We start from the raw sequence: 14,415 nt of genomic DNA, 5'->3' as shown, positions 1-14,415 counted from the left end.
CTGTGGCAGGGGCGCGCTCCGGACGGACGCACAACAGCGGCCTATTCTTCCACGCCCGGCGTCCTGCGCCAAAATCGGCCGTACGGCTCCCCGTCCGGGTCGGGTTCCCAGCCCAGGATGGAGAGCATCTCGCGGTCCTTCTTGTCGAAGGCCGCGGGCTCGCACCGCTCGATCAGGTCGGGCCGGTTGGCCGTGGTGCGCCGCAGGGCCTCGTCGCGGCGCCAGCGGGCGATCCTGCCGTGGTGGCCGCTGAGCAGCACGTCCGGGATGCCGCGCCCGCGCCACAGGGGCGGCTTGGTGTGGACGGGGCCCTCCAGGAGGCCGGCCATGGCGCCGGGGGCGAAGGAGTCGTCCCGGTGGGACTCGGCGTTGCCCAGGACGCCCGGCAGCAGCCGTGCCACGGCCTCGGTGACGACGAGCACGGCCGCCTCGCCGCCGGCGAGGACGTAGTCGCCGATGGACACCTCGTACACGGGCATCCGGGTCGCGTACTCGTCGATGACGCGGCGGTCGATGCCCTCGTAGCGGGCGGGCGTGAAGATCAGCCAGGGGCGCTCGGAGAAGTGGACGGCGAGTTCCTGGGTGAAGGGCCGGCCGCTGGGCGTCGGCACGATGAGGGCGGGCTCGCCGTGGCCCGCCTCGTAGCCGTCGGCCAGCACGGAGTCCAGCGCGTCGCCCCACGGCCCGGTCTTCATCACCATGCCGGGGCCACCCCCGTACGGGGTGTCGTCGACGGTGTTGTGCCGGTCGTAGGTCCAGTCGCGCAGGTCGTGCACCCGGACGTCGAGCTGTCCGCGCGCGCGGGCCTTGCCGACGAGGGAGACGTTCAGCGGTTCCAGGTACTCGGGGAAGATCGTGACGACGTCGAGCCTCATGCGCCGGCGTCCTCGTCCCGGGAGGAGGCGATCTCCACGCGGTCGTCGATCAGCCCCGGCGGCGGGTCGATGACGGCGCGCTGCTCCTCCAGGTCGACCTCCGTGACGATCTCGGACACGAACGGCACGTAGACCTCGGTGCCGTCGGGGCGCTCCACGACGAACAGGTCCTGGGTGGGCAGGTGGGAGATCTCGGTGATGCGGCCGACCTCGGTGCCGTCCACGGTCACCACGTCGAGGTCGATCAGCTGGTGGTCGTAGTACTCGTCCTCCTCCTCGGGCCGTTCGTCGGGGTCGACGTCGGCGATGAGGAGGGTGTTGCGCAGCGCCTCGGCGGCGGTGCGGTCGCTCACGCCGGCGAACCGCAGCAGGAGGCGGCCGCTGTGGACCCGGCCGGTCTCGATGGTGAGCGGACCGACGGAGGCGGGGTCGGTGGTCAGTACGGCACCGGGTCCGAGCCGCAGTTCCGGCTCGTCGGTGCGGACCTCGACGGTGACCTCGCCCTTGATCCCGTGGGCGCGGCCGATGCGCGCGACTACCAGCTGCACTGTGCTTGATCTCCTGTCATACGACTGCGGGCCGGGGACGGCCCTGTGGCCTTCCCCGGCCCGAGCCGGTGCTGCGTTGCGAAGCGTCAGCGGACGTGGTCCACGTCGACGAGGTCGACGCGGACACCGCGGCCGCCGATGGCGCCCACGACGGTGCGCAGAGCGCGCGCGGTGCGGCCGTTGCGGCCGATCACCTTGCCGAGGTCGTCCGGGTGGACCCGGACCTCGAGCACACGCCCGCGGCGCAGGTCGCGCGAGGCCACCTGCACATCGTCAGGGTTGTCGACGATGCCCTTCACGAGGTGCTCGAGAGCCTCCTCGAGCATGCTCAGGCCTCGGTCGACTCGGACTCGGCGGCGGCCTCGTCCTTCTTCTCGGCCTTCTTCTTCTGGGTGATGGCCTCACCCTTGCCCTCGTCGTCGCCGCCGAGCGCCTCGAAGGACGGACGGGCCGACTTCTCGGCCGGCTGCAGCAGCGGCGCCGGGGCGGGCTCGCCCTTGAACTTCTGCCAGTCGCCGGTCTTCTTCAGGATGGCGAGCACGGGCTCGGTCGGCTGGGCGCCGACACCGAGCCAGTAGGCCACGCGCTCGGCGTCGACCTCCATCACCGACGGGTTGTACGTCGGGTGGTACTTGCCGATCTCCTCGATGGCCCGGCCGTCACGGCGGGTACGGGAGTCGGCGACGACGATGCGGTAGTGAGGCGAACGGATCTTGCCCAGACGCTTCAGCTTGATCTTGACTGCCACGGGAGTGGATTCTCCTGGATTGACGTGGTTGGGCACGGCGGGAGAGCCGCGTGGGGTTGCGGTACCCGAGTGCCCGACGGACGCGTCAGCCGGAGGAGAGAGGGGTCCTGTGCGGCTGTCGAGTACAGCTGTCCATTCTGCCACACGCTCCCGACCCCTCCCGACCGGGGGCACTGGCTCACGGTCCGGCCGCCACGAGCAGCCGGACCGTCAGCCCGCCGCCGCACCGACCACCTCCGGGATGCGGAACGGCTTGCCGCAGCCGCCGCACACGATGGGGGCCTGCGCCAGGACCGACGGGACGACGCGCACATTGCGGCCGCAGTCGCACACCGCCTTCACGCGCACCCCGCCGCCGGAGGAACCGTGGCGGGCGGCCGGACCGCGGAAGCTGCGGGCCGAGTCGGTCGCGGTCGCGGCGGTGTGGGCCTTCAGCGCGCGCTGGAGGCGCTCGACCGTCGGCCGGTAGCGGCGCTTCGCCTCGGGAGTGAGCGTGACCAGGGAGAAGCCGCTGCTGGGATGCGGCTCCTCGGGGTGGTCCAGGCCCAGCTCCTCGGCGATCGCGAGGAATCGTCGGTTGTGGTAGCGGCCGGCGCGCGAGGTGTCGCGCACTCCACGCGCGGCGGCGATGCCGTGGACTGCCTCGTGAAGCAGTCGTTCGAAGGAGAGTTCGTGCCCGCAGGCGGACGACGACTCTCCGATCAGGGACTCGGGCGCGGCAAGATCGGGCAGCTCGGGGTGGTGCCGCTGAATGTCGGCCCACGCCTGCGCCAGCTCTGCGGCGAGAACAGGTGGTGTCGTGCTCACGTAATGACAACGAGCCGGGGTGCCGCTGTGTTCCTATTCCGGGGCATCCCAAATAATTTGCACGTACCCGTCAGTTGCCGCTGATGCGTCGTGACGAGGGCGGGTGCGCTGATCTGCGGAGAAGCCTCACAGCTCGTACCAAGCTGGTGCGTAGTACGGCGTACGCGCCGGCGCGTAGGCCCCGTCCACGCGCCGGGGTGCGGGGGCTCGCGGACGCGCAAGGGACGTTTCGGCCGCCGTCCGGGCGAGGGGGCGCCGCCTCGGCGGGCGTAGCGACGTGCGTGACGTTACCCGGTCGGCCGCCGGCGTGCGGCGCCGCCCCGCCCCCGGGGCCCTTCGGGCACCGTGGAGTGCCCGGGCGGCCCGCCGGGCATGGCCGAAACGGCCCGTCCGGCGCCGCCGCCACCCACTGTCATCGCCGACCGGCACGATCAGGCCATCCGCCGGAGAGCCCGGGGAGGGCCGCCGAGCCCACCGCACGGCCAGGCGCACGTTGCCGGGAAGTGAAATCTCGCCACTCGGGCGGGGATCGGGCAACCCGGCCCTCGCTACCACTGGACGCCACGGCGAGCCCGGAGTTACCTGACATACGGGGGGAGTGCGAGCGCACTGCACGGGGGCCATGGAATCGGGCACATCGGCAACGGTCGGCGATTGGGGCACTTTCCTATGACACCTACGCTCGTGCGGCAGCACTCACCCCACGCGAGGGCGACGCCCGGCGTGGACCTGGATGCACGTGCGCGTGACTGGTCCGAGATACAGGAGCGGATGCTCGTGCCGCTCCACGAGGCCGTCTACGAGCGGCTGGACGTCGGCGGTGGCACCCGGATGCTGGGGCTGGGCTGCGGTTCCGGGCTGGCCCTGCTCATGGCCGCCGCACGGGGAGCCGCCGTCACCGGCGTCGACTCCGGCTCCCCGGAGCGGCTGGCCCTCGCACGGCAGCGGCTGCTGTCCGGGGCGCCCGCGGCACCGGACGCACCCGCGCGTGCGGACGCCCGGATCGTCGAGGGTCTCCCCCGCGACGCGCGGGACCCGTCGGCGCCCGCGTTCACCCTCGTGACCGCCTTCGAGCCCGTCGGATGCCTCGCGGGCGACTCGGACGGCCTGGCCGCGCTGCTCGCGGAGGCGACGCCGCTCGCCGCCCGGGGCACGGCCGTGGTGCTGGCCGGCTGGGGGCCACCGGAGCGGTGCGCCACGACATCGGTGCTGCGCGTGGCGACCAAGCTGGCGGATCCGCTGCGCAGCGCGGGAAGCCGGCGCCCGGCCCTGCGCGACGACCTGGAGGAGGTCGCCCACCGGGCCGGACTCGCACCGGACGGGTCCGGCCGCGTGGCGTGCCCCTTCGGATACGCCGACGAAGGCAGCGCGGTGCGCGGGCTGCTGTCGACGGGGCTGTTCGACGCGGCGATCACCGCCGCCGGCCGGGAACAGGTGGAGAAGGAACTGGCCGAGGCGCTGCACCCCCACCGGCGGCCGGACGGAACGGTGTGGATGCCGAACGTGTTCCGGTACCTCGTCGCCCGCACGCGCTGACGGCACACCGGCGTCCGTCCCCGCCCCGGGCGTCCGCGGGCGGGGGCGGGGACGTCGGCCCTCAGGCCTCCGGGTCGTCCTTCGTCAGCCGGGTGATCCCGGCGATCCGGTAGGCCTCCGCCTCGTCCAGTGTCTCGCGGGCCAGCAGCGCCTCGGCCAGGGCGTCGAGTTGCCGGCGGTGGTCGCGCAGTTTGCGGACGGCCTCGTCGTAGCACTCGTCGACGACGCGCCGCATCTCGTCGTCGATGGCGTCCAGGGTGCCCGGGGCGGCGGCCAGCCCGTAGGCCTGCTGGGCGTCGCCGGGCAGGGCGGAGAGGCGGCCGACCTGTTCGCTCATGCCCCAGCGGCCGACCATGCCGCGCGCGATCCGGGTGACCTGTTCGAGGTCGCTCTCCGAGCCGGTCGTGATCACGTCGTACACGACGTGCTCGGCGGCCATCCCGCCGAGCGCCCCGATGATCCGGCCGCGGAGGTACTCCTCCGTGTACGCGTACTTGTCGGAGTCCGGCGTGGACAGCGTCACGCCGAGCGCCCGCCCGCGCGGCACGATGGTGATCTTGCGAACGGGGTCGGCGCCGGGCTGCAGCATGCCCAGCAGGGCGTGTCCGCTCTCGTGGTAGGCGGTGCGCCGGCGTTCCTCCTCGGGCATCACCAGCGGGCGTTCGGCGCCGAGCTGGACCTTTTCCAGGGCCTCGGACAGGTTCGCCTGCGTCACCCGGTCCTGCTTCCGCTTGACCGCGAGCAGGGCCGCCTCGTTGGCGAGGTTGGCCAGTTCGGCACCCGTCATCCCCGGCGTCGTACGGGCGACCTGGGCGAGGTCGACGTCGGGGGCGAGCGGGATCTCGCGGGTGTGGATCTCCAGGATGGCCTTCCTGCCGCCCCGGTCGGGGGGCGAGACGCTCACCACCCGGTCGAAGCGGCCGGGGCGGGTCAGGGCCGGGTCGAGGATGTCGGCGCGGTTGGTTGCGGCGATGACGACGACGCCCTCCGCGCCCGAGAAGCCGTCCATCTCCGTGAGGATCTGGTTCAGGGTCTGCTCGCGCTCGTCGTGGCCGCCCATGCCGGAGCCTCCGCCCCGGGCCCGGCCGATGGTGTCGATCTCGTCGATGAAGATGATCGACGGCGCCACCTTCCGGGCCTCGGCGAACAGCTCACGCACCCGGGAGGCGCCCACGCCCACGATCATCTCGATGAACTCGGACGCGGACGCGGAGAAGAACGGCACCCCCGCCTCACCGGCCACCGCCCGCGCGAGCAGCGTCTTCCCGGTGCCCGGCGGGCCGGTCAGCAGGACGCCCCGGGGCATCTTGGCGCCCATCCGGCGGTAGGCGCCGGGGTTCTTCAGGAAGTCGACGACGTCGCTGAGCTCGCCCGCCACCTCGTCGATGCCGGCCACGTCCGCGAAGGTGGTGCGCGGCCTGCCCGCCTCCAGCTCGACCGGCTTGGGCGGCGGTTTGCGGCCGAGCATGCCGCCGGGACCGCCCATCGCCCCGCGCATCCGCCGCGCGATGACGACCCACAGGACGACGAGGATCAGCATCGGGGCGAGCGCGATCAGCAGGTTGGCCAGGAGGCTGCGGTGCTGGACGACCGGTTCGGCGGTGACGGTGACGTCGTGCTCGGTCAGGGCGGCCCAGAGCCGGTCGTCCGCGAACGTCGGCCGCTCGGTCGTGAACTTGGTGTACGTCCCGTCGCCCTGGGGGTTGCCCCGGGCCTTCTTGAGCTGGCCCTGGATCGCGTCGCCCTTGGCGTAGATCTTGCTGACGTTGCCCTCGTCGACCTGCTTGCTGAACTCGGTGTACGAGATCGTCGGCTCGTCGCCCTCGTTGAAGAACGACAGCACCAGGTTGGCGATGAGGTAGACGACCAGGGCGGCGAGGACCAGGTTCCACCAGCCGCCGCGCAGCCTGCGTCCGCCGGACGGCGGCTTCGGCGGCTCGTCGGGCGTGCCCTCGGTGCGCCAGGGCGGCTCGGGGGCCTTGCGCGGCGGGGACGGGTTGGTCATACCGGGACGTTACGACAGGAAGGCCACGCGGGCATGTGCGTGAACGTCACCGGGGGCACCCCCTGCGGCAGGGTGCCCCCGGTGACGTACGACGGAGCGGGTGTGCCGGGCGGAGCCGGCGTCAGCCCATGAACTTCTTGAACTCGTCCGGGAGCTCGAAGTCCTTGCCGCCCTGCTGCGGCAGCCCGAACGCGTTGCCGCCCTCGGCCGCGGCGGCGCGGCGGGCGGCCTCCTCCTGCTCCTGCTGCTTGCGCTTCATCGGGTTGCCGGAGCGCTGCTTGCCCTTGGCCTTCTTCTGCTGCTTCTTCTGCCGGCCCGGGCCGCCGCCCATGCCGGGCATCCCCGGCATACCGGGCATGCCGCCGCCCTGGGCCATGCGGGACATCATCTTGCGGGCCTCGAAGAACCGCTCGACCAGGCCCTTCACCGCGCTGACGTCGACGCCGGAGCCCTTGGCGATACGGGCGCGGCGCGAGCCGTTGATGATCGTCGGCTCCTGGCGCTCGGCCGGGGTCATCGACTTGATGATGGCGGCCGTGCGGTCGACGTCCCGCTCGTCGAGGTTGTTGATCTGGTCCTTGATCTGGCCCATGCCGGGCAGCATGCCGAGCAGCTTGGAGATGCTGCCCATCTTCCGGACCTGCTCCATCTGGGCCAGGAAGTCGTCCAGGGTGAAGTCCTGGCCCTTCTTGGACGCCAGCTTGGAGGCCATCTTCTCGGCCTCTTCCTGGCTGAACGTCTTCTCCGCCTGCTCGATCAGGGTGAGCAGGTCACCCATGTCGAGGATGCGGGAGGCCATCCGGTCCGGGTGGAAGGCGTCGAAGTCCTCGAGCTTCTCGCCGTTCGAGGCGAACATGATCGGCTTGCCGGTCACCGAGGCGATCGACAGGGCCGCGCCACCGCGGGCGTCGCCGTCGAGCTTGGACAGCACCACGCCGTCGAAGCCGACGCCGTCGCGGAAGGCCTCGGCGGTGTTGACGGCGTCCTGGCCGATCATCGCGTCGACGACGAACAGGATCTCGTCGGGCGAGACGGCGTCGCGGATGTCCGCGGCCTGCCGCATCAGCTCCTGGTCGATGCCGAGGCGGCCGGCGGTGTCCACGATCACGATGTCGTGGACCTTGGCCTTGGCGAACTCGACGGAGTCCTGCGCGACCTTGACCGGGTCGCCGACGCCGTTGCCCGGCTCGGGCGCGTACACCGCGACGCCGGCGCGCTCGGCGACGACGCTGAGCTGGTTGACGGCGTTGGGGCGCTGAAGGTCACAGGCGACGAGGAGCGGGGAGTGCCCCTGGTCCTTGAGCCACTTGCCGAGCTTGCCCGCGAGGGTGGTCTTACCGGCACCCTGCAGACCCGCGAGCATGATCACGGTCGGCGGCTGCTTGGCGAAGCGCAGGCGGCGGGTCTCGCCACCCAGGATGGTGACCAGTTCCTCGTTGACGATCTTGAGGACCTGCTGGGCGGGGTTGAGCGCCTTGGAGACCTCGGAGCCGAGCGAGCGCTCCTTGACCTGCTTGATGAAGGCACGCACGACCGGCAGGGCCACATCCGCCTCGAGGAGCGCGATGCGGATTTCGCGTGCCGTGGCGTCGATGTCCGCCTCGCTCAGGCGTCCCTTGCCGCGCAGGTTCTTGAAGGTCGCTGAGAGGCGATCGGAAAGAGTGTCGAACACGGCGGCGTCGGTCCTCGGAGTCGGGGGCAGTCTGAGCGTCTTCCAGGGTATCCGGCCACGCAAGGCATTCGTCCCCGCCCGCCGCATTCGGTGTGCGCGAGGCGTGCGGCGGGGGCCGTGTCACCCCCTCAGCGCGTCCTCCAGCGCGCGCGCCACGTCCGCCGCCTCCTCCAGGGGCAGCCGCTCCCCGTCGGGGCCGGTGACGTAGAAGGCGTCCACGGCGTTGGAGCCCAGCGTCGACGCGTGTGCGCTGCGCACCCGCACGCCCGCGCCCTCCAGCGCCCGCCCGATGCGGAACAGCAGGCCGGGCGCGTCCTGGGCGCGGACCTCGATCACCGTGGCGTGGCGGGACGCGGCCGGCTCGACGGTCACCCGGGGCGGGGGCGGGACCACGCCCCGGCGGCGCGGGTAGGCGGCGTCCCGCTCGGCGAGGCGGCCCGCGACGTCCAGGGTGCCGTCGAGGGCGCGGACCAGATCGGCGCGGAGACGGGCGGCCTGGGGCAGGGAGCCGTACTCGGCGGCGACCCGCCAGGCCAGCAGCAGCACGGAGCCGCCCTCGACGCCGTCCGGCAGCGCGAGGGAGCGCAGCTCGGCCGTGCGGACGGTCAGGCGGTGCACGGCCAGGACACCGGCGACGGCGGGGAGCACGCCCGCCTGGTCGGGCACGGCGACGAGCAGCTCCACGCCGAGGGGCTCCTGCTCCTCGGCCGGCGGCTCGGCCTGTGCCCGCAGGGACAGCACCGGCCCGCCCGTGCGGACGGCCTCGACGGCGAGCCGTTCCTGCTGGGCGGTGGGCGCGGGGGCGTCGGGTTCCTCCAGCGGGTCCCCGGCGAGCACCGCCGAGACGCGTTTGACCAGGTCGGCGACGAGCGACGCGCGCCAGGCCGACCAGGCGGCCGGTCCGGTGGCCAGGGCGTCCGCCTCGGTCAGGGCGTGCAGCAGTTCCAGGGTGCCCTCGGTGCCGACCGCCTCGGCGACCACGCGGACGGTGGCCGGGTCGTCCAGGTCGCGCCGGGTGGCCGTCTCGACGAGCAGCAGGTGGTGGCGGACGAGGCGGGCGAGGACGGCGGCGTCCGCGTGGTCGAAGCCGATGCGGGCGGCCACGTCCCGGGCGATGGTCTCGCCGGCCACCGAGTGGTCGCCGGGCCAGCCCTTGCCGATGTCGTGCAGCAGCGCGGCGACCAGGAGCAGGTCGGGCCGGTGCACGCGGCGGGTGAGCGCGGAGGCGCGGACGGCGGTCTCGATGAGGTGCCGGTCGACGGTCCACAGGTGCACGGCGTTGCGCTGCGGGCGGCAGCGGACCCGCTCCCAGTCGGGCAGCAGCCGGGTGACCAGCCCCTCGGCCTCCAGGGCCTCCCAGACCTCCACGGTGGGCCGGCCCGAGCCCAGCAGGGTCACCAGCTGTTCGCGCGCCTCCGCGGGCCAGGGCGCGGGCAGCGGGCGTGCGGTGGCGGCCAGGCGCCGTACGGCGTGCAGGGAGAGCGGGAGTCCGGCCTGGGCGGCGGCGGCCGCGGCCCGCAGCGGCAGGACGGGGTCGCGTTCGGGGCGGGCGGTGCGGGCGAGCACCGCCTCGCCGTCCTGCTCGACGACGCCCTCGGCGAGCGGGGAACGCTCCGCGGCCGCCTGCCTGCCACCGCCCAGGATGGCGCGCAGGCGGGGCCGTACGGAGCGCGCCCGCAGCACGCGCCCCACCTCCCGCCAGGTGACGTCGCCCGCGTACGAGACGACGCGCGCCGCCTCGTAGACCTGCCGCAGCAGCGCGTCGGCGTCCAGCAGGCCGAGTCCGGCCGCCACCTGGTCCTGCTCCTGGAGGGCCAGCCGGTCGGTCGCCCGGCCCGTCGCCAGGTGGAGTGCGTCACGTACGTCGAGCAGGCGGCGCCGGGCCTCGGCGAGACCCTCGCGCGGGGCGTCGGCGAGCCAGGAGGCGGCGACGGCGCGCAGGGCGGTGGCGTCGCGCAGCCCGCCGCGGGCCTCCTTGAGGTCGGGTTCCAGCAGGTACTGCAGCTCGCCGTGGCGGTCGGCGCGCTCGGCGCACAGGTCCCGGAGTTCGGGGAGGCGCCTGGGGGCCTGGTTGCGCCAGTCGGCGAGGACGGTGGTGCGCAGGGCCGCGGTCAGCGCCGGATCGCCCGCGAGGTGACGGGCGTCCAGGAGGCCGAGGTGGACCTTCAGGTCCTCGCCCGCCGTCCTCCGGGCCTCCTGGGGCGTGCGCACGGAGTGGTCGAGGGCGAGGCCCAGGTCCCAGACGGGGTACCAGAGGCGGTCGGCGAGGGCGGCGACCGCCTTGTCGTCGCCGCCGTCGTGCAGCAGGAGCAGGTCCAGGTCGCTGCGCGGGGACAGCTCCCCGCGTCCGTAGCCGCCGACCGCGACGAGCGACACCTTCGCGAGTCCCCCGGTGCCGGCGCCGAAGAGGCCCGCCAGCCACGTGTCGGTCAGCCCGGCGAGGGCCGCACGGCGCGGCGGCCCGGACCGCGCCCCCTCGGTGAGGAGGCGCAGCCGGGCCGCCGCGTAACCGCCGGGTCCCGAGTCCTCTGCTTCGTTCGTCAGCTCCGTGTGCGTCACCCGGCGGCTCCTGTTCCCTCGTCCCGGCTCAGAGCGCGTCGGGGCCGCGCTCGCCGGTGCGGACCCGTACGGCCGTGTCGACCGGGACCGACCAGACCTTCCCGTCGCCGATCTTGCCGGTCCGGGCCGCCTTCACGACGACCTCGATCAGCTGGTCGGCGTCGTCGTCCTCGACCAGCACCTCGATGCGGATCTTGGGCACCAGGTCGACGGTGTACTCGGCGCCGCGGTAGACCTCGGTGTGACCGCGCTGGCGGCCGTAGCCGCTGGCCTCGGTGACGGTGAGGCCGTGGACTCCGAAGGCCTGGAGGGCCTCCTTGATCTCGTCGAGCCGGTGCGGCTTGACGACGGCGGTGATGAGCTTCATGCGTCCACCTTCTTGCTCTGGGCCTGCGCGGCCGCGGTGCCGGCCGGTGCGGCGGTCCGGGCGGAGCCGCCGCCGGCGCCGCTGAAGTCGTATGCGGTCTCGGCGTGCTCGGCCCGGTCGATGCCGCTCACCTCGTCGTCCTCGGGGACCCGCATGCCGATCGTCCTGTCCAGGGCGAAGGCCAGGACGGCGGAGACGACCAGAGAGTAGGCGAGGACGGCGAAGACACCGGCGCACTGCTTCCAGAACTGGTCCAGTCCGCCCCCGTAGAACAGGCCCTGGACGTCGGACTGGCCCTTGCCGCTGGCGAAGAGGCCGACGAGCAGGGAGCCGGCGATGCCGCCGACGAGGTGGACGCCGACGACGTCGAGGGAGTCGTCGTAGCCGAACCGGTACTTCAGGCCGACGGCCATGGCGCACAGCACACCGGCGATGGCGCCGACGGCGATCGCGCCGAGCGGGGAGACGGCGCCGCCGGCCGGGGTGATGGCGACCAGGCCCGCGACGGCGCCGGAGGCGGCACCCAGCGTGGTGAAGGCGCCGTGGCGGATCTTCTCGTAGGCGAGCCAGGCCAGCATGGCCGCGCCGGTGGCGACCTGGGTGTTGACGAACATCAGCGCGCCGACGCCGTCGTCGTTGCCGAGCCAGGAGCCGGCGTTGAACCCGAACCAGCCGAACCACAGCAGGCCCGCGCCGAGCATGACCAGCGGCAGGCTGTGCGGGCGCATCGGGTCCTTCTTGAAGCCGACCCGCTTGCCGATGACCAGGATCACGCCGAGCGCCGCGGCACCGGCGTTGATGTGCACGGCCGTGCCGCCGGCGAAGTCGATCACGCCGAGTTCGTAGGCCCAGCCGCCCGCGCCCCAGACCCAGTGGGCGACCGGGAAGTAGACCACGGTGGCCCACAGGGCGACGAACAGCGCCCAGGCCGTGAACTTCACGCGGTCGGCGAGGGCGCCGCTGATGAGCGCGGGGGTGAGGACGGCGAACATCATCTGGAAGACCAGGAAGACGAAGACCGGGATGGTGTATCCGTCCCACAGCTCGGTCAGGCCGATGTCACTGAGGCCGACCCAGTCGGAGTTCCAGCCGATGAGGCTGCCGGAGTCCGTACCGAAGGCCATGGAGAAGCCGTAGAGCACCCACAGCACGGTGACGATGCCGAGGCTGATGAAGCTCATCATCAGCATGTTCAGGGTGCTCTTGACGCGGACCATGCCTCCGTAGAAGAAGGCCAGGGCCGGGGTCATGAGCATCACCAGGGCGGAGCAGATGAGCATGAAGCCCGTGTTGGCGGCGGAGAGCTGTGTCTCCGCGGCGAGCGTGATGGCTGGAGCCATCGGCGTCTCCTCGTCGTTGTGCGGCCCCGTGCGGGCGAAGCCTGAGCGGCAGTGAGGGGTGGGCCGGTTATGCGCCATGAGATTGGCGCAGCGCCGTTTCGGTGGGTGCCCCTCGCTGTTTCGCCGCCGTGACGAAGGCGCCGTGCGTGTTACGCGTGAGTGAACAGCGTGTTCGCGGACCGGATCGCCGATATCGTGACGCGGCCTCCCCGACGATCGCCGCAACCATCAATTGAGCGACCCCCACGGCGAGCAACCAGGTCCGCGAGAGCGGCGCCGGTTCAGGCGCAAAAAGGGCCCGGCCGCGGCGGCCTTCCGAGTGACCTGGCACGGGGGAGCCGAGTCGGGCAGTTCGGGAGGGCCGGCCGCGGCCGGGGTCTGTGGCGGTCAGACCGCTTCCGCGGTCTCGGGAAGCTCGGCGGCGAGCCGTGCGGTGAGGTCGGTGACCTCGGCCAGGTCGCCGAAATCGCGTACGGCCGTGTCGACGGTCTTGCGGATGCGCGTGTTGACGCGTTCGGAGCGGACCTTCTTGGCGACGGCCATGGCCTCGGTGGCGAGGGCGGCGCTCTCCTCGGGCTCGCGCCGGAGCAGGTGGACGGTGGCCATGCCGATCAGGTTCAGCGCGTAGGAGCGGTGGTGTTCCTCGTCCTTGGCGAAGAGCTCCACGGCCCGTGCCATCAGCGGCTCGGCCAGGGAGGCGTAGGCGGGGCTGCGGCCGGCGACGTAGGCGAGGTCGCGGAAGGAGTGGCTGTTCTCGCCGTGCAGTTCGGCCTCGGAGAAGAAGCGGATCCAGTCGGGGTCCGGCTCGTCCCACTCGTCGGCCTCGGTGAAGGTGTCCTCGGCCATGCGCACCGCGCGCTTGGTGCGGCCCGGCTGTCCCATGTTGGCGTAGGCGCGGGCCTCCATCGCGTACAGCATCGACTGGGTGCGCGGGCCGGCGCAGTCCCGGCTGCCGTACTGGGCGAGGTGGATGAGCTCGAGGGCGTCGTCGGGCCGGCCGAGGTGGATCATCTGGCGGCTCATGCTGGAGAGGATGTACGAGCCGAGCGGCCGGTCGCCGGCCTCCTTGGCGGCGTGCAGGGCGAGGACGAAGTACTTCTGTGCGGTCGGCTGGAGTCCGACGTCGTACGACATCCAGCCCGCCAGCTCGGCGAGCTCGGCGGCGACCTTGAACAGCTTGGCGCGGGTGGTCTCCGTCTGGGGCTCCTGGAGGAGGTCGGTCACCTCGTGCAGCTGGCCGACGACCGCCTTGCGGCGCAGGCCGCCGCCGCACTGGGCGTCCCAGCGGCGGAACATCACGGCGGTGGACTCCAGCAGCTCCAGCTCCGGCCGGGACAGCCGGCCGCGCGCACGCGTGGCGGGCGCGGTCTCGTGTCCGGTGGGCGCCGCCGGGGGCGAGGGGACGAGCCAGCGCTGCATCGGTTCGATGAGGGACGGGCCCGCGGAGAGGGCCAGCGAGCTTCCCGAGGAAGCCGCGCCGCGCCAGCATCAGGTCGCTGCGCGAGAACTCGCTGAGCAGGGCCACGGTCTGCGGGCCCGTCCAGGGCAGGTCGACGCCGGTCGCGGAGGGCGACGGGCGGGTGGAGCGCAGACCCAGGTCCTCGACGGAGACGACGACGCCGAAGCGTTCGGAGAACAGCTCGGACAGGATCCGCGGGATCGGTTCGCGCGGGTTCTCGCCGTCGAGCCAGCGGCGTACGCGCGAGGTGTCCGTGGAGATGTGGCCGGCGCCGAGCTGGCGGGCGCGGCGGTTGACCTGCCGGGCGAGCTCGCCCTTGGACCAGCCGCTGCGCGCGAACCACGAGGTGAGCAGCTCGTTGGGGCGCTTGTCGGCGTGCGTCGCGCTGTCCGCGCTCGTGCCGCCTCCGCCGTTGCCGCTCACTGGAACGCCCCCATCCCTGAGACCACCTGTCGCCGAGTGCGCCAAGCGTTATCAGCATGCCGGTGACCCGGGCCCT

General features: G+C 72.9%; 11 protein-coding genes and 1 pseudogene. 1 reads left to right on the top strand and 11 read right to left on the bottom strand.

Annotated features, from left to right (window positions below; all coding sequences use genetic code 11):
- Positions 1-41 precede the first annotated feature (41 nt).
- From trmD to AC0VYN_RS07440, 5 genes are all read right to left on the bottom strand, one after another.
- Positions 42-875 (bottom strand): tRNA (guanosine(37)-N1)-methyltransferase TrmD, encoded by an 834-nt coding sequence (gene trmD, locus AC0VYN_RS07460; RefSeq protein WP_475535279.1) that lies wholly within the window; start codon positions 873-875, stop codon positions 42-44.
- Positions 872-1,423: a ribosome maturation factor RimM gene (gene rimM / locus AC0VYN_RS07455; protein WP_385458636.1), complete on the bottom strand. Its 552-nt coding sequence runs from the start codon at positions 1,421-1,423 to the stop codon at positions 872-874. Before rimM ends, trmD begins: the two co-directional genes overlap by 4 nt.
- An 86-nt stretch (positions 1,424-1,509) precedes the next feature.
- Positions 1,510-1,749 (bottom strand): RNA-binding protein, encoded by a 240-nt coding sequence (locus tag AC0VYN_RS07450; RefSeq protein WP_005479813.1) that lies wholly within the window; start codon positions 1,747-1,749, stop codon positions 1,510-1,512.
- A gap of 2 nt (positions 1,750-1,751) precedes the next feature.
- Complete coding sequence (gene rpsP / locus AC0VYN_RS07445) at positions 1,752-2,171, bottom strand: 30S ribosomal protein S16 (RefSeq protein WP_356200776.1); 420 nt, start codon at positions 2,169-2,171, stop codon at positions 1,752-1,754.
- A 210-nt stretch (positions 2,172-2,381) separates the two neighbouring features.
- Entirely contained in the window at positions 2,382-2,978 is a 597-nt protein-coding gene (locus AC0VYN_RS07440) for a hypothetical protein (RefSeq protein WP_385458638.1), read from the bottom strand.
- Positions 2,979-3,647: 669 nt separating this feature from the next.
- On the opposite strand from AC0VYN_RS07440, the gene AC0VYN_RS07435 reads away from it, so the two are divergent.
- On the top strand, positions 3,648-4,514 hold the full coding sequence (locus tag AC0VYN_RS07435; protein ID WP_475535278.1) for a class I SAM-dependent methyltransferase: 867 nt from the start codon (positions 3,648-3,650) through the stop codon (positions 4,512-4,514).
- 61 nt (positions 4,515-4,575) lie between these two features.
- Here AC0VYN_RS07435 and ftsH read toward each other — a convergent pair whose 3' ends face one another.
- From ftsH to nsdA, 6 genes and pseudogenes are all read right to left on the bottom strand, one after another.
- Entirely contained in the window at positions 4,576-6,519 is a 1,944-nt protein-coding gene (gene ftsH / locus AC0VYN_RS07430; protein ID WP_475535277.1) for an ATP-dependent zinc metalloprotease FtsH, read from the bottom strand.
- A 121-nt stretch (positions 6,520-6,640) separates the two neighbouring features.
- Positions 6,641-8,191 (bottom strand): signal recognition particle protein, encoded by a 1,551-nt coding sequence (gene ffh, locus AC0VYN_RS07425; RefSeq protein ID WP_475535276.1) that lies wholly within the window; start codon positions 8,189-8,191, stop codon positions 6,641-6,643.
- Positions 8,192-8,311: 120 nt separating this feature from the next.
- Entirely contained in the window at positions 8,312-10,750 is a 2,439-nt protein-coding gene (locus tag AC0VYN_RS07420) for a [protein-PII] uridylyltransferase (protein ID WP_475535275.1), read from the bottom strand.
- Positions 10,751-10,778: 28 nt separating this feature from the next.
- Positions 10,779-11,117, bottom strand: coding sequence for a P-II family nitrogen regulator (locus AC0VYN_RS07415; RefSeq protein WP_376363186.1), 339 nt, complete (start codon positions 11,115-11,117; stop codon positions 10,779-10,781).
- Positions 11,114-12,457 carry an ammonium transporter gene (locus tag AC0VYN_RS07410; RefSeq protein ID WP_475535274.1) on the bottom strand — a complete coding sequence of 448 codons (1,344 nt, stop codon included), beginning with the start codon at positions 12,455-12,457 and terminating at the stop codon, positions 11,114-11,116. Before AC0VYN_RS07410 ends, AC0VYN_RS07415 begins: the two co-directional genes overlap by 4 nt.
- A gap of 387 nt (positions 12,458-12,844) precedes the next feature.
- Positions 12,845-14,339 (bottom strand): annotated as a pseudogene (nsdA, locus tag AC0VYN_RS07405) (transcriptional repressor NsdA).
- Positions 14,340-14,415: the final 76 nt, after the last annotated feature.

Source organism: Streptomyces sp. 63XJN7_1_ISO-PGPR-S23-121 (genome assembly GCF_056173025.1).
The sequence above is the reverse complement of the archived record's forward strand: the minus strand, read 5'-3'. Positions and strand labels throughout refer to the sequence as shown.

Excerpts from the sequence above, each read along its gene's own strand:
- trmD (WP_475535279.1), bottom strand. The coding sequence starts at position 875 with ATGAGGCTCGACGTCGTCACGATCTTCCCCGAGTACCTGGAACCGCTG.
- AC0VYN_RS07450 (WP_005479813.1), bottom strand. The coding sequence starts at position 1,749 with ATGCTCGAGGAGGCTCTCGAGCACCTCGTGAAGGGCATCGTCGACAAC.
- AC0VYN_RS07435 (WP_475535278.1), top strand. The coding sequence starts at position 3,648 with ATGACACCTACGCTCGTGCGGCAGCACTCACCCCACGCGAGGGCGACG.
- ftsH (WP_475535277.1), bottom strand. The coding sequence starts at position 6,519 with ATGACCAACCCGTCCCCGCCGCGCAAGGCCCCCGAGCCGCCCTGGCGC.
- AC0VYN_RS07415 (WP_376363186.1), bottom strand. The coding sequence starts at position 11,117 with ATGAAGCTCATCACCGCCGTCGTCAAGCCGCACCGGCTCGACGAGATC.
- AC0VYN_RS07410 (WP_475535274.1), bottom strand. The coding sequence starts at position 12,457 with ATGGCTCCAGCCATCACGCTCGCCGCGGAGACACAGCTCTCCGCCGCC.